This window comes from Erythrobacter sp. SG61-1L, assembly GCF_001305965.1.
GTDB lineage: Bacteria > Pseudomonadota > Alphaproteobacteria > Sphingomonadales > Sphingomonadaceae > Andeanibacterium.
The window spans coordinates 3,648,538-3,667,291 of the sequence record NZ_JXQC01000003.1 but is presented as its reverse complement, the minus strand read 5'-3'; the positions used below and the strand labels follow the sequence as shown (position 1 = coordinate 3,667,291).

At 65.0% G+C, this 18,754-nt stretch carries 19 protein-coding genes and 1 tRNA gene; 3 read left to right on the top strand and 17 right to left on the bottom strand.

What is annotated here, in order from left to right:
- Window positions 1-641: 641 nt before the first annotated feature.
- From SZ64_RS18045 to SZ64_RS18670, 9 genes are all read right to left on the bottom strand, one after another.
- Window positions 642-1,445, bottom strand: a complete 804-nt coding sequence (locus SZ64_RS18045; RefSeq protein WP_054531946.1) for a phosphoadenylyl-sulfate reductase — start codon at window positions 1,443-1,445, stop codon at window positions 642-644.
- The gene (locus tag SZ64_RS18040) at window positions 1,432-1,872 is read right to left on the bottom strand and encodes a DUF934 domain-containing protein (protein WP_054531947.1); all 441 of its coding nucleotides are present in this window, start codon (window positions 1,870-1,872) and stop codon (window positions 1,432-1,434) included. Before SZ64_RS18040 ends, SZ64_RS18045 begins: the two co-directional genes overlap by 14 nt.
- Complete coding sequence (locus SZ64_RS18035; protein WP_054531948.1) at window positions 1,865-3,499, bottom strand: nitrite/sulfite reductase; 1,635 nt, start codon at window positions 3,497-3,499, stop codon at window positions 1,865-1,867. Before SZ64_RS18035 ends, SZ64_RS18040 begins: the two co-directional genes overlap by 8 nt.
- The gene (locus tag SZ64_RS18030) at window positions 3,499-3,798 is read right to left on the bottom strand and encodes a DUF2849 domain-containing protein (protein ID WP_054531949.1); all 300 of its coding nucleotides are present in this window, start codon (window positions 3,796-3,798) and stop codon (window positions 3,499-3,501) included. Before SZ64_RS18030 ends, SZ64_RS18035 begins: the two co-directional genes overlap by 1 nt.
- Window positions 3,795-4,574 carry a uroporphyrinogen-III C-methyltransferase gene (cobA, locus tag SZ64_RS18025; protein ID WP_054531950.1) on the bottom strand — a complete coding sequence of 260 codons (780 nt, stop codon included), beginning with the start codon at window positions 4,572-4,574 and terminating at the stop codon, window positions 3,795-3,797. The genes SZ64_RS18030 and cobA overlap by 4 nt, the downstream gene beginning before the upstream one ends.
- A 68-nt stretch (window positions 4,575-4,642) precedes the next feature.
- Complete coding sequence (locus tag SZ64_RS18020; RefSeq protein ID WP_054531951.1) at window positions 4,643-5,698, bottom strand: mechanosensitive ion channel domain-containing protein; 1,056 nt, start codon at window positions 5,696-5,698, stop codon at window positions 4,643-4,645.
- Complete coding sequence (gene metC / locus SZ64_RS18015; protein ID WP_082384679.1) at window positions 5,695-6,939, bottom strand: cystathionine beta-lyase; 1,245 nt, start codon at window positions 6,937-6,939, stop codon at window positions 5,695-5,697. Before metC ends, SZ64_RS18020 begins: the two co-directional genes overlap by 4 nt.
- A gap of 8 nt (window positions 6,940-6,947) precedes the next feature.
- Window positions 6,948-7,805: a 3-mercaptopyruvate sulfurtransferase gene (gene sseA / locus SZ64_RS18010; RefSeq protein WP_054531952.1), complete on the bottom strand. Its 858-nt coding sequence runs from the start codon at window positions 7,803-7,805 to the stop codon at window positions 6,948-6,950.
- 69 nt (window positions 7,806-7,874) lie between these two features.
- The gene (locus SZ64_RS18670) at window positions 7,875-9,083 is read right to left on the bottom strand and encodes a hypothetical protein (protein ID WP_054531953.1); all 1,209 of its coding nucleotides are present in this window, start codon (window positions 9,081-9,083) and stop codon (window positions 7,875-7,877) included.
- A gap of 134 nt (window positions 9,084-9,217) precedes the next feature.
- On the opposite strand from SZ64_RS18670, the gene queF reads away from it, so the two are divergent.
- Window positions 9,218-9,685, top strand: a complete 468-nt coding sequence (queF, locus tag SZ64_RS18000) for a preQ(1) synthase (RefSeq protein ID WP_054531954.1) — start codon at window positions 9,218-9,220, stop codon at window positions 9,683-9,685.
- On the opposite strand, the gene trxC is transcribed toward queF, so the two are convergent.
- The 5 genes from trxC to SZ64_RS17975 all read right to left on the bottom strand — a co-directional run bounded on the left by trxC (window position 9,682) and on the right by SZ64_RS17975 (window position 13,262).
- A complete protein-coding gene (trxC, locus tag SZ64_RS17995; protein ID WP_054531955.1) occupies window positions 9,682-10,137 on the bottom strand; it encodes a thioredoxin TrxC in 456 nt (151 codons plus the stop codon). The two genes, queF and trxC, sit on opposite strands and share 4 nt — an antisense overlap.
- Window positions 10,138-10,189: 52 nt before the next feature.
- Window positions 10,190-10,265 (bottom strand) — tRNA-Thr (locus tag SZ64_RS17990).
- Between the two features lie 42 nt (window positions 10,266-10,307).
- Window positions 10,308-11,174 (bottom strand): hypothetical protein, encoded by an 867-nt coding sequence (locus SZ64_RS17985; protein WP_054531956.1) that lies wholly within the window; start codon window positions 11,172-11,174, stop codon window positions 10,308-10,310.
- Entirely contained in the window at window positions 11,171-11,932 is a 762-nt protein-coding gene (locus tag SZ64_RS17980; protein ID WP_054531957.1) for a hypothetical protein, read from the bottom strand. Before SZ64_RS17980 ends, SZ64_RS17985 begins: the two co-directional genes overlap by 4 nt.
- A gap of 10 nt (window positions 11,933-11,942) precedes the next feature.
- Window positions 11,943-13,262: a replication-associated recombination protein A gene (locus tag SZ64_RS17975; protein ID WP_054532354.1), complete on the bottom strand. Its 1,320-nt coding sequence runs from the start codon at window positions 13,260-13,262 to the stop codon at window positions 11,943-11,945.
- 105 nt (window positions 13,263-13,367) lie between these two features.
- Here SZ64_RS17975 and SZ64_RS17970 point away from each other — a divergent pair, with 105 nt between their 5' ends.
- Together SZ64_RS17970 and SZ64_RS17965 are read left to right on the top strand one after the other, a co-directional pair.
- The gene (locus tag SZ64_RS17970) at window positions 13,368-14,039 is read left to right on the top strand and encodes a PadR family transcriptional regulator (RefSeq protein WP_241773078.1); all 672 of its coding nucleotides are present in this window, start codon (window positions 13,368-13,370) and stop codon (window positions 14,037-14,039) included.
- A gap of 62 nt (window positions 14,040-14,101) precedes the next feature.
- The gene (locus tag SZ64_RS17965) at window positions 14,102-14,428 is read left to right on the top strand and encodes a DUF2218 domain-containing protein (protein WP_054532356.1); all 327 of its coding nucleotides are present in this window, start codon (window positions 14,102-14,104) and stop codon (window positions 14,426-14,428) included.
- A gap of 199 nt (window positions 14,429-14,627) precedes the next feature.
- On the opposite strand, the gene SZ64_RS17960 is transcribed toward SZ64_RS17965, so the two are convergent.
- The 3 genes from SZ64_RS17960 to typA are packed head-to-tail and all read right to left on the bottom strand — an operon-like array spanning window position 14,628 to window position 18,753.
- Window positions 14,628-15,782: a glycosyltransferase family 1 protein gene (locus SZ64_RS17960; RefSeq protein ID WP_054531958.1), complete on the bottom strand. Its 1,155-nt coding sequence runs from the start codon at window positions 15,780-15,782 to the stop codon at window positions 14,628-14,630.
- 56 nt (window positions 15,783-15,838) lie between these two features.
- Window positions 15,839-16,882 carry a DUF4424 family protein gene (locus tag SZ64_RS17955; RefSeq protein ID WP_054531959.1) on the bottom strand — a complete coding sequence of 348 codons (1,044 nt, stop codon included), beginning with the start codon at window positions 16,880-16,882 and terminating at the stop codon, window positions 15,839-15,841.
- 41 nt (window positions 16,883-16,923) lie between these two features.
- The gene (gene typA / locus SZ64_RS17950) at window positions 16,924-18,753 is read right to left on the bottom strand and encodes a translational GTPase TypA (RefSeq protein ID WP_054531960.1); all 1,830 of its coding nucleotides are present in this window, start codon (window positions 18,751-18,753) and stop codon (window positions 16,924-16,926) included.
- Between the last annotated feature and the right edge of the window lies 1 nt (window position 18,754).

The following is an 18,754-nucleotide window of genomic DNA, read 5'->3' as shown; positions in this document are numbered from 1 at the left end:
CGCCACCGCGTGATGATCCCGCGCCACTGGCGGTTCTGCGTGCACGCCCCGGATGGCCTGCCCGCAAGAGGGGGCAGGATCGGGGGCGGCCGGTGAAATCCGCGCATCCGGTAACCGCATCTGGCGCAGGCGGCTTTGCCAAGGGGTAACGCCCCCGCAGACACACACCCGCACCGGCCGCGTTGTTCAAAGCGAACAAGGGAGGAAAGGCAGTCGACATGCCGCCCTCCGGATTGGAGGCTTGCAGCGTGCTATTGCTGCAAGGTGCGGGGCATATAACCGAAACGGTTCGTTATGTCAAGTTGATTTGCCAAATGCGCTCGCGCTTCACGTGTCACCCCGGATTCATTCCGGGGTCCAGCTTTCTGGCGCGAAGAAGAAGCTGGATCCCGGAACAAGTCCGGGATGACCAAGGGGGCAGGGGGCTGAACCGGATCTTCGTCATTCCCGCGCAGGCGGGAATCCAGTTCGACGGTTGCTGCTGGATCCCCGCCTGCGCGGGGATGACGAAACAGGAAGAAGGCAGGCGCAAAGGCCGGCGATCCCGGTTCGACCGCAGGGAGGTCCACCCAGAGCCTGTCGAAGGGCAGGGATGGCGAGCGGGGCGCCGGCAGGGCACGTGTGGAACGTGCCCTGTATCCTTACAGCGCGGGGTCGAAGCCTTCCGGTGGCAGGCGGTAGGCGTCGGGGTTGTTCGGGCTGTGGATGCCGCATTCGGTCTTGTCCCAGCCCTTCCAGCGGCCCGAGCGAGGGTCTTCGCCCGGCGCGACCTTGTGGGTGCAGGGGGAGCAGCCGATGGAGGGATAGCCCTGTGCCACCAGCGGATGGCGCGGCAGGCCGTATTCCTCGAAATAGGCTTCCAGATCTTCCGCCGTCCAGTCGATCAGCGGGTTGATCTTCAGGCGGCCCTGTTCGTCCGAATTGTCGATCTCGAACCGCGGCAATTGCGCGCGGGTGCTGGCCTGAAAGGCCTTGCGCCCGGTGATCGAGGCATCGAAGCCCGCCAGGGCCTTCGCCAGCGGCTTCACCTTGCGGATTTCGCAGCAGCCGTCCGGGTCCCAGCTCCAGCGCAGGCCCGCCTCGTCCTTGGCGGCGATTTCCTCCGCCTCGGGCTTCAGGATGACCAGATTGGTCAGGCCGAGAAAGGCCACCAGCTCATCGCGATAGGCGATGGTTTCGGGGAAATGCTTGTCCGTATCGAGGAACAGCACCGGGATGGATTTGTCCACCTGCGCCACCAGATGCAGCAGCACCGCGCTTTCCGCGCCGAAGCTGGAAACGACGGCAACGTCGCCCGCCAGATGATCCTTCAGCACGCTGGAGAGCATCTCAAGCGTTTCCTGCCCGCGGAACATCCGGTTCAGGCGAATGGCATCGCCTTCCGTGAAACGGGCCGACGTATCGATCCGGTCGCGCGGGCGGGAGGACACTTCAGCCCCGTTCATCGACAGGGTGCCTCTTGGCCCAGATGGGCGTGCGCCCATCGCCGGTGGCCTGATAGACTTCGGGCCAGCGGTCGAGCGCGTTCTGCGCATCTTCGGGATCGAAGGGCTTTTCGGGCAGGAAGCTGTCAAAGCCGCAGCGGCGCATGTGCGAAAGCTGGTCCACCAGCACATCGCCCACGGCGCGCAATTCGCCCTGATAGCCGGCCTCGCGCAGGATGCGCGCGCTGGAATAGCCGCGCCCGTCGCCGAAGCTGGGGAAGTTCACTTCCACCAGTCGCAGCTGTTCGAGGAAGGGCAGCAGGCTCTTCGCGTCGTCGCCCGGTTCGATGCGGACGGCGGCGGCATTGGTCTGGTCGAGAAAGGCGTCGACCGTCACGGCGGGGGCAGTGACTGCCTCGTCTTCGCGGAAACGCAGGCTATCAAGCATAGATCGCCTCCTTGAACTTATCCATGCCGATGCGGCGGTAGGTATCGAGGAAACGCTCCCCTTCGGTGCGTTCGGCCAGATAGACGCCGGTGGCCTTTTCCACTGCGTCCACGATGCCGTCCTCGTCAAAGCCGGGGCCGGTGATCTTGCCGAGCGAAGTATCGTCACCCTCGCAGCCGCCGAGCAGCAGCTGGTAGTTTTCGGTGCCCTTCTTGTCGACGCCCAGAATGCCGATGTGGCCGGCATGGTGGTGGCCGCAGGCATTGATGCAGCCGCTGATCTTCAGCTTCAGCTCGCCCAGTTCCGCCGTCTTGCCGTTTTCGGCGAAACGCTGCGAAATCTTCTGCGCCACCGGGATGGAGCGGGCATTGGCAAGGCTGCAATAATCGAGGCCGGGGCAGGCGATGATGTCTTCCACCGTGTCCAGATTGGCCGCGCCGAGGCCGGCGGCGTCCAGCTTCTGCCACAGCGTGTAGAGATCGGCCTTGCGGACATGGGGCAGCACGATGTTCTGGGCGTGGGTCACGCGCAGTTCGTCGAAGCTGTATTCCTTCGCCAGATCGGCCATCAGGTGAATCTGTTCGGCTGAGGCATCGCCCGGAATGCCGCCAACCGGCTTCAGGCTGATATTGGCGATGATGTAGCCCGGCTGCTTGTGGGCCACGATGTTACGTTCCACCCAGAGGGCGAAATCCGGGTCCGAAAGGTCCAGATCGTCAGCGGCGGCAGTGTCATAGGCCGGATCGGTGAAGTGGGCCTTGATCCGCTCCAGCTCGGCAATCGGGGGTTCGATGCCCTGTGTCAGCAGGTGGGCGAATTCTTCCTCCACCTGACGCGTATATTCTTCCTTGCCCAGTTCATGGACGAGGATCTTGATGCGCGCCTTGTACTTGTTGTCGCGGCGGCCATAGCGGTTGTAGACCCGCAGGCAGGCTTCCGAATAGGTAATCAGCTGGTCCAGCGGCACGAAGTCGCGGATCAGCGGCGCGATCATGGGCGTGCGGCCCATGCCGCCGCCGACATAGAAGGCCGCGCCGATCTCGCCCGCCGCATTCTTCACGATGCGAATGCCGATATCGTGCAGCTTCATTGCCGCGCGGTCGGTTTCGCTGGCGATCACGGCGATCTTGAACTTGCGCGGCAGGGTCAGGAATTCCGGGTGGAAGCTGGACCACTGGCGCAGCAGTTCCGCATAGGGGCGCGGATCGATCAGCTCGTCTGCGGCGGCGCCGGCGAACTGGTCCGAACTGATGTTGCGGATGCAGTTCCCGCTGGTCTGGATCGCGTGCATTTCCACGGCGGCAAGGTCCGCCAGAATATCGGGCGCGTCTTCCAGCTTGATCCAGTTGTACTGGATGTTCTGGCGCGTGGTGAAGTGGCCATAGCCGCGGTCATATTTGTCCGCGATGTTCGCCAGCACATGCATCTGGGCGGCGTTGAGCGTGCCATAGGGCACGGCCACGCGCAGCATATAGGCATGCAGCTGCAGATAGAGGCCGTTCTGCAGGCGCAGCGGCTTGAACTGATCCTCGGTCAGCTTGCCTTCGAGGCGGCGGCGGGTCTGGTCGCGGAATTCCGCGACGCGGGTATCGACCATCGCCTGGTCATATTGGTCATAACGGTACATCAGATCACCCAGTTGCCGGCGTTGGGATCGGCGGGTTTGAGGGTCAGGTCAGGGCGCACGGTGGGGCCGAGCGCGCGGATACGGTCCTTGATATGGGCAGGGCGCACGCCGCGTTCGCCGTCGGGCTGCGCGTCGATGGCGTAGGAAGCATTGACCCGCCGGGCCCCTTCCTCGCGCTGCAGGATGGCGTCGGCCTGATCGCCCACATCCACTGCATCTTCGACGTGGATAGACCAGTCATGCCCGGTCCACCACACGACGGCCCCGCTCTTGAGGTCGTTTCCGGTAAGAATCTTCATCCCTGCGCCTCCAGCGCCAATTGCCTGAGGGCCGCGTCGTTACGGCCTGATTTCTGAGATGCAACCTCGCCGATCACGATTACGGCGGGGCTTTTCACCTTTGCGCCGCTGACCAGATCGGGCAGGCCTGCCAGCGAAGCGCGCAGCACCCGCATGGTGGGGCGCGCGGCATTTTCGATCACGGCCACCGGGCAATCCGGGGCCACGCCGTCTTCCATCAGCTTTTCCGCGATCTGCGGGGCCGTGGTGACGCCCATGTAGATCACCAAAGTGCGGCCCTTGCCGGCAAGGCCGGACCAGTCCTGCTCGGTCAGGCCCTTGCACTGGCCCGCCACGAAGCTGACGATGCTGGCACTGTCACGATGGGTCAGCGGAATCTGTGCAGCCGCCGCCGCGCCGATGGCGGCGCTGATGCCGGGGACGACTTCCACCGGAACGCCCGCCGCATGGCAGGCATCGGCTTCTTCTCCGCCGCGGCCGAAAATGAACGGATCGCCGCCCTTCAGGCGCACCACGCTGTTACCCGCCTGTGCCTCGCGCACCAGCAGGGCGTTGATTTCTTCCTGCGGCATGGTGTGGCGCGAACGGCTCTTGGCGACCGAGATCAGCCGCGCATCGGGGCGGGCCAGCGCCAGGATCGAGGGATCGACCAGCCCGTCATGCACCACCAGCCTGGCCTGCATCAGCAGGCGCGCGGCGCGCAGGGTCAGCAGGTCCGGATCGCCCGGGCCGGCGCCGACCAGATAGACCGTGGCGGGAGTTGCGGCATTCTTCATGGGGCGCACATGGCCCCGGTACCCCTCAAGTGCCAGCGAGAATGGTTTTGGCAGGGGGTAGGTGAGCTTTAGCCGGCCTGTCCCGGCCCGCCGCCACCGCTGTCTTCGCCGCCGTCTTCACCGCGCGAATCCCGCTCCAGCGCGGCGATCAGCGTATCGAACTGGGCATTGCCGCGCAGATTGATGTCGCGCTGGGGGAAGGGGATCTTGATGCCGTTTTCGCGGAACAGGCGCCAGACCCGCCAATAGACTTCGGAACGGACACTGCTGATGCCCTCTTCCGGGTCGGTGATCCAGAAACGGATTTCGAAATTGATCGAATTTTCGCCGAAATCCATCAGCAGAACGCGCGGCGCGGGATCGTGCAGCACTCGCGTCACGTCCTTGGCGGCCTGCATCATCAGGTCTCGCGCCAGATCGATGTCGGTATCGTAAGCCACGCCGATGGGCGCCTTCACCCGCACATCGCGCGAACTGTAGGACCAGTTCTCCACCTGATTGATCATCAGGTTCTCGTTCGGGATGAGGTATTCCTTCATGTCCCGCGTGGTGACCGAAATGGCGCGGATGCCGATCTTGCGGATCTGGCCGAAGCTCTCGCGGCCGGACATGTCGCTCACCGCGATCACATCGCCCGGCTTGATCGAACGGTCCATCAGCAGGATGATCCCCGCGATCAGATTGCCGAAGGTCTTCTGCAGGCCGAAGCCGATGGCCAGGCCGAAGGCGCCGGAAAACACGGCCAGCGCGGTCAGGTCTATGCCCAATATGTCGATCCCGACCAGGATCGACAGCGCCCAGATGGCCACGGTCAGCAGCTTGTCGGTCAGCAGTTTCTGCGTCGGGTCCAGCCGGGTGGCCTTGCCCAGCAGCCAGCGCGCCAGCCTGCTGGCGAACCATGCGAAAAACAGCACGGCAGTGATGACCATCACCACCACCAGTGTGTCCCACAGGGAAATCCTTGTGTGGCCGATCTGCAGGGCAATCGAATCCAGCGTGCCGACAAACTGGGCCACTGCGCCGGCCTTGGCGGAAACGGCGTCCCTGATGTCGTCCGCCGCGGCTACTCCGGGCGGGGCATCCTTGCCTGCACTCGCGGCGGCGAGGAAGGCGAGGGCATTCATCCCGCCCGGCCCATGGCGGCAAAGCCGCGCGCCAGATCGGCGATCAGGTCCGCCGGGTCTTCAAGCCCGATGGACAGGCGGATGCCCAGCCGGTCCGCCGGATCGCTGCCCGGCGGCGGCCAGTGCGTGGCACTGCGGGCGCCCTGCGGATCGAAGGGGATGACAAGGCTCTCGAACCCGCCCCAGCTATAGCCGATGCCGAACAATTCCAGCGCGTCGATAAAGCGGGCGCGAGCGGCATCGTCGGCGCCTTTCAGCACGAAGCTGAACAGCCCGCAGCCACCGGTGAAATCGCGCGCCCACAGATCGTGCCCCGGCGCACCGGGCAACATGGGGCAAAGCACGCGGGCGACTTCCGCCCGGCCCGCGAGCCAGCGGGCGATCTGCAGCGCGCTGGAATTTTCCCGTTCCAGCCGCAGTGAAAGGCTGCGCAGGCCGCGCAGGGCAAGGGCCGCATCGTCGGGCGAGACGACCTGCCCCAATTGCTGGGACATGCGGCGGATACGGCTGAAATGCGGTTCGGCCGCGCTGACGCTGCCCATCATCACATCCGAATGGCCGCCGACATGCTTGGTCAGCGACATGATGGAAATATCGCAGCCGCGTTCCAGCGCCGGGAAGCCCAGCGGGCTGGCCCAGGTATTGTCGATCAGGCTGACGGCGCCCTTGTCCCGCGCGATGGCGGCAAGGGCGGGCACGTCGCAGACTTCCATCGTCAGGCTGCCGGGGCTTTCCAGCAGCATGGCCTTTGTCCGTTCGCAGAATTGAGCCGCGAATCCATCTACATCCAGCGGATCGAACCAGCGGGTTTCCACGCCCATGCGGCTCAGCAGCCCTTCGGAAAGGGCACGGCTGGGCTGATAGGCATTGTCCGTCATCAGCAGAACGTCGCCCGTGCGCAGCACCGCCAGCAGCGCGCCCGCAATGGCGGCAACGCCGCTGGGATAGAGCACGGTTCCGGCCGCGCCGGGCTCGATCTGGGTCAGAGCTTCGGCCAGCGACCATTGGGTGGGCGCGCCGCGGCGGCCGTAATAGAAATGCCCATCCTCATTGGGGCGCCCGGCCGCAAGATCGGCGGCATCTTCGTAAAGGTGAGTGCTGCCCCGCCACACCGGCGGGTTCACAACGCCGCCCTTGTGGCCGGCAATGCCGGTCCATTCCCTGCGGCGCCCGGCGCCCGTCAGCATCGTGGCAGGCGCCAGATCCTTGTCGCTGTGATCAGAGTCGCCGCGATCAGACATGCTGCATCTCAGACATCCTGAAGCGCAGCGCCCGTCTCCTTGGGAGTGGCCGGATCGACTGCCCATTCGCTCCAGCTGCCGTCATACAGCGATACGTCCTTGTCCTTGCCCAGCAGGTGCAGGGCAAAGCACAGGACCGCCGCCGTCACCCCGCCGCCGCAGGTTGTGGCGACCGGTTGGGAAAGATCGACGCCCGCCTGTTCGAACGCGGCGCGCAGGCCCGCCTTGTCCTTGAAGGTGCCATCGGCATTGAACAATTCGTAGAAAGGCAGGTTTACCGATCCGGGAATGTGCCCGCTGGGCACGCCGGGGCGGAAATCGGGGATTTCGCCGGAAAACCGGCCCGAATCGCGCGCATCGACCACCTGTTCGGCATGGCTGCTGAGGTTGGCGAGCATATCGGCCTTGCTGCGCACCTTGCCGGCTTCCTGCCAGGCAGTGAAATGCCGGGTCTTCAATGTCTGCACGCCGCCTTCCAGCGGGCGCCCTTCCGCCTTCCACTTGGCGAGGCCGCCGTCCAGGATCGCGACATTCTGCGCGCCGAACAGCTTGAACATGAACCATGCCCGGCCCGATGTCTTCACGTCGCTATCGTCATACAGCACGATGCGGCTGCCATCGCCCAGCCCCAGCTTCTGCATGCGGCTGGCGAACATCTCCGCCGTGGGCAGCGCGGCAGGCACCGGGCTTTCCGGGTCGACCAGATTGGTCAGGTCCATGAACACAGCACCGGGTATATGCCCGGCCTCGTATTCGGCCCGGGCATCCCGCCCGGCGATGGGCAAGTGACTTGATGCGTCGACGATCCTCAGGTCGCAGGATCCAATTTCCTCTGCGAGCCAGTCGGTCGAAACCAGCGATTCCATTCGCGCGCTCCTCATCGCGTGAACGACTAGGGTTAAACCCCTGCCTTTCGCCCGTCGAGGGGGGATCGTTCAAAAGATTCTTTGTGTGACTTCTCGGTAAATGCGCGGACCCTGATCCAGCCGGAAAGGCTGCAATCCCGCGCCGGGGCGAGGTGAACGCTGCCCTACCAGTACGGTGCGCAAAATCGCGCCTGCCGCGCCAGAGGCGGCTTCCACCTTCAGCCGGGCCAGCGGCACGAACATCAGGGCCGTGCCCTTGCGGATCGGCCGGATGAGCGAGAAATTGAGGCGGAATTCGCCGCTCATCTGCGCGCTTTCGCCCGGGCGCAACCGCTCGATCCGGTGCTGCGGCACCAGTTCGCTCTCGCTGGAGGCAAGCTGTTCTTCCTCCGGCAGGGATGCATGGGCGGAGATCATGTCGCCCGTCACGCTGATGCCTTCCATTACCCGGCCGCTCATATTGGTGAGGGTCACGCGGTAGGAAAGCGTGGCGGCGGTCAGGGTGATGGCCAGTTCGCGCGCTTCGAGGGCAAGGCTGAGCGGGGCCACTTCCTCCGGTGCTTCATCGATCAGCATGTCCGGGTCCGTGGCGGGCGTTGGCGCAGGCCTTGCGGCAGCTGCCGCCGCCAGATCGGGCCGCTGGATTTCCGGTGCACGCACGGCGCGCTGGGCGCCTTCGCGCCGCCAGAACCAGATTCCGGCACCAAGCGCGGCGGCAAAGGCGGCAATCAGTCCGGCGATCGCGCCGATCCAGCCCCATGGCAGGGATTCGCTGTCGGTCGCCTCGGTGGCGGGCGGCTGCGAAGATTCGGCCGGTGTGGGGGCGGTCGCCGGGGCGGCAGGCGCGGCCGTCGGGGTAGGGATAGCCTCCGCTTCGTCCGTGGAAACTGGTTCGGGCGTATCGCTTGCGGTCGGCGTCGGGCTTGGCGTGGCGCTGACGCGCGGGGAAGGCGATGCGCCGGGTGTCGGTGTGGGCCGCGCGGCAGTGGGCGCGGGCGTCGGCGCCGGGGTGCTGGCCGCGGGGCGCGGCGTGGGAGTGGGCGCAGGTGTGGGCGTTGGCGCAGGGGGCGGAGCGGGGCGGGCGGGCGTCGCGGTGGAGCGCGGAGGCGCTTCCCCCGGCGCAACCGGGCCTGCCGGGGCCTGCGTATTGCCCGGCGGAAGCTGGAAATCGCCGACCGATGCCGCAGCCGGGGCCTGGCCCAGCGCGATCAGCCCGGCGCCTGCAAGCAGGGCCTGAATCCTCATCCGCCTGTTCTTGTCGTTGGGAGTTTTGGTCATGACCCCTGTCGGTATGCCCGTCTTCACTCGCGGGCTGGAAGTCTGGAAGCGCAGGGCGCGCTGAATAGCGGCTGAATCGTCTCCGTCAAACCGGTGACTTGTGCGGCAGGCGAGTTCGCGGCATCACGCGCGGCATGACCGACACACCCGAAAACCTGAAGCCCCTTCACCTCGGCCAATCGAGCGCGCTGCCGGCTTCCCCCGAAGAAGCGGTGCTGGATTACGTGCCCAACCCGCGCGTCGGATCGCTCTATATGATCCGTTTCGCCGCGCCTGAGTTCACTTCTTTGTGCCCCGTGACCGGCCAGCCCGATTTTGCCCATCTGGTGATCGACTATGCGCCGGGCGAAACCATCGTCGAATCGAAAAGCCTCAAGCTCTTTCTCGGATCGTTCCGCAACCATGCCGGTTTCCACGAGGATGTGACCGTGGGCATCGGCCAGCGGCTGGTGGAAGAAATGAAGCCCGTCTGGCTGCGTATCGGCGGATATTGGTATCCGCGCGGCGGCATTCCGATCGACGTCTTCTGGCAGACGGGCGCTGCGCCCGCCGGCCTGTGGGTGCCCGATCAGGGCGTGGCCCCCTATCGCGGGCGGGGCTAGGCCGAAGCCGCTGCCTGCCGCGCCCAGTTGACGATGGCGCTGGCGGGCATGGCCCCCGATTGCCGCGCGATTTCCCGGCCCTTGTGGATCAGGATCATCGTCGGGATGGACTGGATGCCATAGCGGGCCGCCAGTGCCTGCTCCGCCTCCGTATCCAGCTTGCCCAGTCGGATAGCCGGTTCCAGCTGGCCTGCCGCCGCGCCGAAGGCCGGGGCCATCTGGCGGCAGGGGCCGCACCAGCTCGCCCAGAAATCGACCAGCAGCGGCAGGTCGCTCTTGGCGGCATGGGCATTGAAATTGGCGGCGGTCAGCGTCACCGGCGTGCCCGTGAACAGGGCCGCGCGGCATTTGCCGCATTTGCCGCCCGCACCCAGTTTTTCACGCGGAACGCGGTTCAGCGCGGCGCAGTGTGGGCAGGCAATGATCATCGCTTCGGATTGGGTATCGGACATGGCGTCACCTCTCGCCCGCTAGATAGGGAGCCTTGGCAGGAGGGAAAAGGGATGGTGCCGGCTACAGGATTCGAACCCGTGGCCCCCTGATTACAAATCAGGTGCTCTACCAACTGAGCTAAGCCGGCCCTTGGCGCCGCCGATGGCGGGCTGCGCGAAGCCCCTCTGCTCTAAAGCGCGCCGAAGGTCCAGCCTTCGGTTTGGGCGATTTCATCTGTCATGGCGGAGGGATGCCAATATTCGGGCAGGTGAGCCACTTCGCGCAGCCAGGCGGCGGTGATCAGGGCGTCGCTGATGTGATCGTCGACCGGGCCGATGGCGGGCACCGGGCCGCTGCCCAGCGCGGCAAGGGCCTCGTTCAGTTCTTCGTAGCTGCGCAGCTTCGTCTGGCCTGCGCGGCGGCCGGCATGAATGGCGGCGAGCGAGGTGTAGATTTCCACCACGGCCGATCCGCCCCGGCCCGGCAGGGCATCGACCGGCCAGACAGGCACAAGGCCGGAAAGCCGGTGCAGCACGCGCATTCCGGTCAGGCTCGATTTGCCGACCTGCGCCGCGCCGACCAGATTGAAGTTGGAATAGGGATTGCAGCCCGCCTCGCGCTGGGCGTGTTCGGTGATGCGGAAGCGGCCTCTGCCGCCGCCGAACAGGTCGCCTTCCTCGCCCCGGTGGCGGAAGAAGCGGTGTGCCCATTCATGGCCGACGAAGCTGCTGGCGCAAAGGTGCGCGTCACCGGCGCAGATGCGGTCGATCAGCGCCCACAGCGCGCGGGCATCGTCGGGGCTTTCGTTCCAGCCGGGAAAGAAGGCGCCGCGATCCGCGAAGGGCAAGGACATGCCCAGATCCAGTCCGGCCAGCGTGCCTTCGGGCATTTGCGTAGCAAGCCAGTCCAGCACTTCGGCGCGGGACCAGCGATGGCCGGGGCGGACCAGCTGCGGTGCATCCCTGCCGGTGGTGCAGATCGCCACGGCAATGCCCCGGTGCCGTTCGCCGGCTGCGCCGGACCAGTCGATGGCGGCGAAATGAGTGAAACGGGTCATGGTTTGGGGCAGGCGCCCGGTTTCAGCGCCCATTTTTCCGCTTCGGTCGCGTGCCACGGGTCGCGCGTGGTGATGTCCACAAGCCCGGCATCGGAAGGGTAACGGTCGTTGGGAATGACGGAGAGGTTCACGCAGCCATCGCCCGCCCAGCCTTCCAGCCGCCAGTCGCCCGAAGGCATGCCTTCTTCCACCTTGGCCAGCGGGCGCAGGCCGACAGGTTCGATCTGCCAGACACCGAAGGCGTTGAACCCGCCGAATGCGGATTCGCTCAGATCGACCGAGGCGAAGCGCATGCCGCCGGGCGGGGAGAGCGGGGCAGTGCCGGTTTCGATAACCTGCCCCAATCCGCTGCGGTCCACCACGATAAAGCCGAACGCTTCATATCCGCCCCAGGCGAAGGAGAGGAAGCGCTGGTCGTGCGAGGCTTTGGCGTCCTCGATGCCTTCCATCCAGCCTGTGTCGACGCAGATCGTGTGGCCATTGGCGGTGGAGACGGCGAAGTGGTCCATGTCGGACCGCACCAGCCCGTCGAAGGCCGGTGGGACAGGGATGGGGGCCTTGCGCTCGCGATAGTCTTCATCGGCCGTTTCGGAGGGCTTGCAGGCGGCAAGATCGGGTTCGGCGGCGGGAGTGTTTGCGGATGCGGATGCAGCAGTTGAAGATGCGGCGGGCGCGGCCTCCCCCGCATCGCCGCAACCGGCCAGCAGGGCAATCGCGGCGAACATTCCGGCACTGCGTTGCATGGCCTTGCGGTTCATCCCGGCACCCTCACTTGCCGCGCTGGGCGCGCAGCTTGTTCCAATAGGCGATCCGTTCGATCACCTGCCGTTCGAACCCGCGCTCGACCGGTTCGTAATAGGTCTGCGGCTCCATCCCTTCGGGCCAGTAATTGTCACCGGAAAAGCCCTCTGCCGTGTCATGGTCGTAAGTGTAGCCGGTGCCATAGCCGATATCCTTCATCAGCTTGGTCGGCGCGTTGAGGATATTGGCGGGCGGGGCAAGCGATCCGGTTTCCTTCGCGCTTTTCCACGCCGCTTTCTGCGCCTTGTAGGCCGCATTCGATTTGGGCGCTGTGGCCAGATAGAGGCAGGCCTGTACGATGGCCACTTCGCCTTCCGGGCTGCCCAGAAACTCATAGGCATCCTTGGCGGCAAGGCATTGGGTCAGCGCCTGCGGATCGGCCAGGCCAATATCCTCGCTGGCGAAACGGACGAGGCGGCGCAGCACGTAAAGCGGTTCTTCCCCCGCAGTGAGCATGCGCGCCATGTAATAGAGCGCGGCCTGCGGATCGGAGCCGCGCAGCGATTTGTGGAGCGCGGAAATCAGGTTGTAATGCCCGTCGCGATCCTTGTCGTAAACGGCGACGCGGCGCTGGAGGAACTTGCCTAGAGCTGCCGGATCGAGCGGTTCGGGAATCTTCGCGGCATAAAGCGTTTCGGCCTGATTGAGCAGGAAGCGCCCGTCGCCATCGGCGCTGGCCACCAGCGCCTCGCGCGCGTCCGGCGTCAGGGGCAGGGGGCCTTCCAGTTCCTCCGCACGGGCTAGCAGGACGGAGAGCGCTGCCGCATCCAGCCGGTGGAGGATCAGCACTTGGGCCCGGCTGAGCAATGCGGCGTTGAGGGCGAAGCTGGGGTTCTCGGTCGTCGCGCCCACCAGCGTCACCGTGCCGCGTTCCACGAAGGGCAGGAAGCCATCCTGCTGGGCGCGGTTGAAGCGGTGGATTTCGTCCACGAACAGCAGGGTGCGCTGCCCGGCCTTGGCGGCCACTTCCGCCTCGGCAAAGGCCTTCTTCAGGTCTGCGACGCCGGAAAACACCGCGCTCACGGCGGCAAAGCGCATGCCCACCGCATCGGCCAGCAGGCGGGCGATGCTGGTCTTGCCCGTGCCCGGCGGGCCCCACAGGATCATGCTGGATAGTCGCCCGGCCGATACCATGCGGCCGATGGCGCCTTCCGGCCCGGTGAGATGTTCCTGCCCGATCACTTCGGAAAGGGTGGAGGGGCGCAGCCGGTCGGCAAGGGGCGCGTCTTCGCGCGGCGCATCGGGCGCACCGGCGGGCGGCAGGTCTTCGGCAAACAGGTCAGACATTTCGCGCACCATAGGCGGGGCGAAGGAATTTTGCATCGGCTCTTGCCAAGTTCGATCTACGATATATCTTAAAGCTATCGAGATATGCAGAATAAGGAATCATACATGCATAATCATTCGGATCGCTGCGGCGATCGTTCCGAACGCCATGGCCGCCATCGTGGTATGCGCGGCGGCCCGGGTGGCCCCCTGTGGGGCAAGATGGAAAAGCTCGCGGCCATGGGGCGCGGCGGATTCGGTGGCGGCTGGGGCGGTGGCTTCGGCTGGGACGATTTCGGCGGCGGCTTTGGCGGCGGCGGGCGCAAGGGCCGACGCGGACGGATGTTCGCGGGCGGAGAGCTTCGCCTCGTCCTGCTTAGCCTTGTCGCGGACCAACCGCGCCACGGCTATGAACTGATGAAGGCGCTGGAAGAGCTGACCGGCGGGAATTACTCGCCCAGCCCGGGCACGCTCTATCCCACGCTCTCGCTTCTTTCAGACGAAGGCATGATTGCCGAAAGCGCCGATGGCGACGGCAATCGCAAGGCCTTCGAGGCAACCGATACAGGCCGGGCCGAACTGGCCGAACGGGCCGAGGAAGTCGAAGCTCTGCTGAAGCGCCTTGCCGAACTGGGCGATGCAGGTGAACGCCAGCATTCGCCGGAACTGATGCGTGCGCTGATGAATTTCGGTGGCGTGCTCAAGCACCGGGTCTTTGCGGGCAAGCCCGACAAGGAGACGATGCAGGCCATCGTCGACATCATCGACGAAGCGGCCAAGCGGATCGAACGCGCTTGAACCGACTGGAAATGCTGCGCCGGCGCCACAATCTGGTGCCGGTGCAAGCCATGGAGATACTCATGAGTTCAACCGCCACCACCACGGCCATCGTCCCGACCGCCAGCGGCAGCCGCTATCTGCAGCAATTGTGCAAGCACTGGTCCCACAGTCTGGAAGTGGAATTCACGCCCGAACACGGCACGATTCGCTTCCCGGCTGAAGGCCGCGCGGGCACGTTCCCCGGCGATGCGCTGGTGACGATGGACGCCCATGCGGACAGTCTGGAAGTGCGGATCGACGCCAGCGTGGACCAGCAGCGGGACGTGATGAAAGGCGTCGTTTCCAGCCATCTGGACCGCTTCGCCCATCGCGAGGCGCCCTTGCCGTTCGACTGGCGGGATGGATGAAGTCTCCGGCGGCCTGCTAACAACCTCCGTTCATCCTGAGCCTGTCGAAGGACACGGGTGATGGTAATTCCGGGCGCACCGAAACTCCCGCTTGAGCGGGAAGCTTGGCATAACTGCGTGCTGGGCAAAGGTCAGCGCGTGTCCTTCGACAGGCTCAGGACGAACGGACGTGGCTTGGCAGAGGTAGCGCGGGGGGCGCTTACTTTCCCGCCGCGCGCTGCCCGATCAGGCGGATATAGGTATCGGCCACGGCCTGATTGATCCGGTCCCAGTCGAAATCGAGGCTGCGTGCCTCGCCCGCTGCACCGTGCTGCGCGCGCAGGCCTGCGTCTTCGACATAGGCCTGCACCGCATCGGCATAGGCGGGAATATCGCCCGGCTTAATCAGGCGACCGGTTGTGCCATCGGCCACCAGCACATCGCTGCCCGTTGCGCGCGCGGCCACTACCGGCAGGCGGCAGGCCATGGCTTCCAGCGTGACATTGCCGAAGGTCTCGGTGATTGAAGGGTTGAACAGCATGTCCATGCTGGCAACCGCCCGGCCCAGATCCGCGCCCGCCTGAAAGCCCGCGAAGCAGGCATCGGGCACGCGTTCGGCAAACCAGCCGCGCGCCGGGCCTTCGCCCACCACCAGCACCTTGTGCTTCACGCCGCGCCGGGCAAGTTCGGTTACGGTGTCGGCAAAGACATCCAGCCCCTTTTCCATCACCAGACGGCCAAGGAAGCCTACGGCCACTTCGTCATCCGCGATGCCGAAGGACTGGCGCCATTCAAGGTCGCGCACGCCGGGGTTGAAGATCGTGCGATCCACCCCGCGTGACCAGATGCCGATATCGCCGTTCATCCGCTGCTCGTGCAGCACGTCCACCATGCTCTGCGAGGGGGCGACCAGCGCATCGCAGCGCCGATAGAGCTTGCGCAGCCAGTTCTCCACCGTGGGTTCGAGAAAGCCGAGCTTGTAATAACGCGGATAGGTTTCGAACCGGGTGTGGACCGATGCGAGCACGGGGATGTCCCTGTCCCGCGCCCATTTGGCCGCCTGACGGCAGGCAAAATCCGGCGCGGAAATATGCACGACATTGGGGGCGAAGGCCGCAAGGTCTTCCCGGTTCTGGCGCGAAAGGCCGGTGGCCACGCGATATTCGCTGCGGCCGGGAATGGCGAAGGATGCCACGCCCACCAGATCGCCTGTGGGCGGGAAGTCCGGCTTGTCCACCACCGGGGAATAGACGCGCACGGCCGCGCCCTGACGCAACAGATAGCCCACCAGACGGTTCAGTGCCTGGTTCGCGCCATCGCGCACCATATTGTAGTTGCCGCTGAACAGGGCGATGCGAAGCTGGGAAGTGTCCATTCTGGCCGGGCTTTAGGGGTGGCTCCGCCGTCTCGCAACGGCGCCGCCAGTCTTGTTCACTCTTCGGGATCGTACCACTGGACGATCAATATTTCGAGATCGTGATCCGGCTCGTATCCCGTCTTGCGCACCTCGAAGCGAGTGGGCGAGATCTTTTGCACCCCGTCCATGCAGAAGCTCACCAGATTGTCGGGCCTGCCCTTGTCCACCACCAGCCGGAAATCCCCGATGGGTCCGCGCCAGTTGGCGCCGCTGGACAGGACATAACCGATCCAGGTTTCGCCATAGCCGTGATATTCATCGCCTGCCTTCGCCTCTTCGGTGCGCTGGCGCTTTTTTACGCCTGCCAGAAAGGCCGCATCGGTGCAGTAATGCTGCCGGTAATAGGCCTTCTGGTCCGCCCATTGCGGATCGTCGATCTGGTGGAGCAACCCGCCCACCGATCCGCCGACGATCGGGGTGTATCGGTGGGAGACACTGACCGTGGCATGGGCGGGGAAAGTCTGCTCGCGGGTGATGTGCCACTGCACCTGCCAGGCGGGGCCGTAATCATTGCCGCCCCAGCCTTCTTCCTTCACCAGCAGGCCCAGCGCCGCCAGCCGTTCCGCCTCGGTTTCGGGCAGGGCGGCGATCCGTTCGACGAAATCGTAATCCTGATACCATTCCAGCGGGAAGCCTGCGCCTTCCACCAGTGCAGTCACGTCCTTGCCGTTCGCTACCGCGCGCACCACAGTCTGCCACTCGGCAGGCTTGCCATCAATCGTGGTTGAGAAGCCCAGCCTGTTCCAGTCGGGCCAGCTGCCATATTCCACCCAGTCCTGCCCCTGTTCGGGCAATGCGGGCAGGGGGAAACTGATCAGGATGGTCTGCGGATCGTCGGAATGGTTGGTGTAGCTATAGTCCACCCGCACTTCATCGGCGGAAATGAACAGATCTTCCCGGTCCATGCTGATGGTATCGCTGGCCTTCAGCACCAGCCCGCCTACGGCCCATTCCGCTTCGGAATCATTGGCAAGGGCAGGGAGGGGCAGCAGCGAAAAGCAAACGGCCGCAGCGGCGAGAAGCCGTGCGGCCGGAAGCTGGGAAAGAAGGCGCGGCATAAGCGGATGATGCCCGTGCCGGGCGGCAGGGCAAGCGGATTTTATGCCGCTTCCTTGCGCTTTGCCTTCTTGCGTTCGTTCGGATCGAGGATCGCCTTGCGCAGGCGGATGGACTTGGGCGTCACTTCCACCATTTCGTCGTCGTCGATATAGGCGATGGCCTGTTCCAGCGTCATTACCCGCGGCGGGGTGAGGCGGATCGCATCGTCCTTGCCGGTCGAACGGAAGTTGGTCAGCTGCTTCGACTTCATCGGATTGACTTCAAGGTCATCCGGCTTGGCATTTTCGCCGATCAGCATGCCTTCGTAGATCTTTTCCTGCGGGCTCACGAAAAGGATGCCGCGTTCTTCGAGGCTGTTGAGCGCATAGCCCACGGCCTCGCCGGTGCAGTTGGAGATCAATACGCCGTTCTGGCGGCCTTCGATCTTGCCCTTGTAGGGGGCATATTTCTCAAACAGGCGGTTCATGATGCCGGTGCCGCGCGTGTCCGAAAGGAACTCGCCGTGGTAACCGATCAGGCCGCGCGACGGGGCGGAGAAAGTGATGCGGGTCTTGCCGAGCCCCGAGGGGCGCATGTCGGTAAGCTCTGCCTTGCGGCGCTGCATCTTTTCCACGACCGTGCCGGAGAATTCATCGTCCACGTCGATCACAACGGTTTCGTAAGGCTCGGTGCGGTTGCCCGCCTCGTCCTCGCCGAAGATCACGCGCGGGCGCGAAATGCCCAGTTCGAAGCCTTCGCGGCGCATGGTTTCGATCACCACGCCCAGCTGCAGTTCGCCGCGGCCCGCCACTTCGAAGCTGTCCTTGTCGGCGCTTTCGGTGACGCGGATGGCGACATTGGTTTCCGCTTCGCGCATCAGGCGGTCGCGGATCATGCGGCTGGTGACCTTGTCGCCTTCGCGGCCAGCCAGCGGGCTGTCATTGACCGAGAAGCGCATCGCCAGGGTCGGCGGATCGATCGGCTGGGCCTTGATCGGCTCCGAAACCTGCGGGTCGGCGATGGTGTTGGCAACGGTGGCCTTTTCCAGACCTGCCAGCGCGATGATGTCACCGGCGCGGGCTTCATCCACCGGCACGCGGTCGAGGCCACGGAAGGTGAGCACCTTGGTGGCACGGCCCACTTCGATCACCTTGCCGTCCATGTCGATGGCGCGGATCGGGTCGTTGACCTTCAGCGTGCCCGACTGGACGCGACCGGTCAGCACGCGGCCCATGAAGTTGTCACGGTCGAGCAGGGTTGCGAGGAACGAGAACGGCGCGTCGACGTCGAGGTTCGGCGCGGGGACGTGCTCCACGATCTTCTCGAACAGCGGGGTCAGCGTGCCGTCGCGCGCGTCCGGATCGTAGCTGGCGTAACCGTTGCGGCCCGAAGCATAGAGGACAGGGAAGTCGAGCTGCTCGTCGCTGGCGTCGAGGCTGACGAAGAGGTCGAACACTTCATCCAGCACTTCGGCATGGCGGCCGTCGGGACGGTCGATCTTGTTGACGACGACGATCGGCTTGAGGCCGAGGCCGAGCGCCTTGCCGGTGACGAACTTCGTCTGCGGCATCGCGCCTTCCGAGCTGTCGACCAGGAGAATCACACCGTCGACCATCGAGAGGATGCGTTCCACTTCGGCGCCGAAGTCGGCGTGGCCGGGCGTGTCGACAATGTTGATGCGGTGATCGTTCCACTCGATCGAGGTCGGCTTCGCAAGGATGGTGATCCCGCGTTCCTTTTCCAGATCGTTGGAATCCATCGCGCGTTCTTCCACGCGCTGATTGTCGCGGAAGGTGCCGGATTGGCGGAATAGCTGGTCAACCAGGGTGGTCTTGCCATGGTCAACGTGGGCAATGATTGCGATATTACGCAGGGCGTCTTGGCCGGGCATC

Coding starts and splice junctions, on each gene's coding strand:
- SZ64_RS17955 (WP_054531959.1), bottom strand. CDS start 16,882: ATGCCGCGCCTTCTTTCCCAGCTTCCGGCCGCACGGCTTCTCGCCGCT.
- SZ64_RS18045 (WP_054531946.1), bottom strand. CDS start 1,445: ATGAACGGGGCTGAAGTGTCCTCCCGCCCGCGCGACCGGATCGATACG.
- SZ64_RS18020 (WP_054531951.1), bottom strand. CDS start 5,698: ATGAATGCCCTCGCCTTCCTCGCCGCCGCGAGTGCAGGCAAGGATGCC.
- cobA (WP_054531950.1), bottom strand. CDS start 4,574: ATGAAGAATGCCGCAACTCCCGCCACGGTCTATCTGGTCGGCGCCGGC.
- SZ64_RS18040 (WP_054531947.1), bottom strand. CDS start 1,872: ATGCTTGATAGCCTGCGTTTCCGCGAAGACGAGGCAGTCACTGCCCCC.
- SZ64_RS17980 (WP_054531957.1), bottom strand. CDS start 11,932: ATGAACCGCAAGGCCATGCAACGCAGTGCCGGAATGTTCGCCGCGATT.
- SZ64_RS18030 (WP_054531949.1), bottom strand. CDS start 3,798: ATGAAGATTCTTACCGGAAACGACCTCAAGAGCGGGGCCGTCGTGTGG.
- SZ64_RS17965 (WP_054532356.1), top strand. CDS start 14,102: ATGAGTTCAACCGCCACCACCACGGCCATCGTCCCGACCGCCAGCGGC.
- SZ64_RS18670 (WP_054531953.1), bottom strand. CDS start 9,083: ATGACCAAAACTCCCAACGACAAGAACAGGCGGATGAGGATTCAGGCC.
- SZ64_RS17960 (WP_054531958.1), bottom strand. CDS start 15,782: ATGGACACTTCCCAGCTTCGCATCGCCCTGTTCAGCGGCAACTACAAT.
- SZ64_RS18035 (WP_054531948.1), bottom strand. CDS start 3,499: ATGTACCGTTATGACCAATATGACCAGGCGATGGTCGATACCCGCGTC.
- SZ64_RS17970 (WP_241773078.1), top strand. CDS start 13,368: ATGCATAATCATTCGGATCGCTGCGGCGATCGTTCCGAACGCCATGGC.
- typA (WP_054531960.1), bottom strand. CDS start 18,753: ATGCCCGGCCAAGACGCCCTGCGTAATATCGCAATCATTGCCCACGTT.
- SZ64_RS17975 (WP_054532354.1), bottom strand. CDS start 13,262: ATGTCTGACCTGTTTGCCGAAGACCTGCCGCCCGCCGGTGCGCCCGAT.
- SZ64_RS17985 (WP_054531956.1), bottom strand. CDS start 11,174: ATGACCCGTTTCACTCATTTCGCCGCCATCGACTGGTCCGGCGCAGCC.
- metC (WP_082384679.1), bottom strand. CDS start 6,939: ATGTCTGATCGCGGCGACTCTGATCACAGCGACAAGGATCTGGCGCCT.
- trxC (WP_054531955.1), bottom strand. CDS start 10,137: ATGTCCGATACCCAATCCGAAGCGATGATCATTGCCTGCCCACACTGC.
- queF (WP_054531954.1), top strand. CDS start 9,218: ATGACCGACACACCCGAAAACCTGAAGCCCCTTCACCTCGGCCAATCG.
- sseA (WP_054531952.1), bottom strand. CDS start 7,805: ATGGAATCGCTGGTTTCGACCGACTGGCTCGCAGAGGAAATTGGATCC.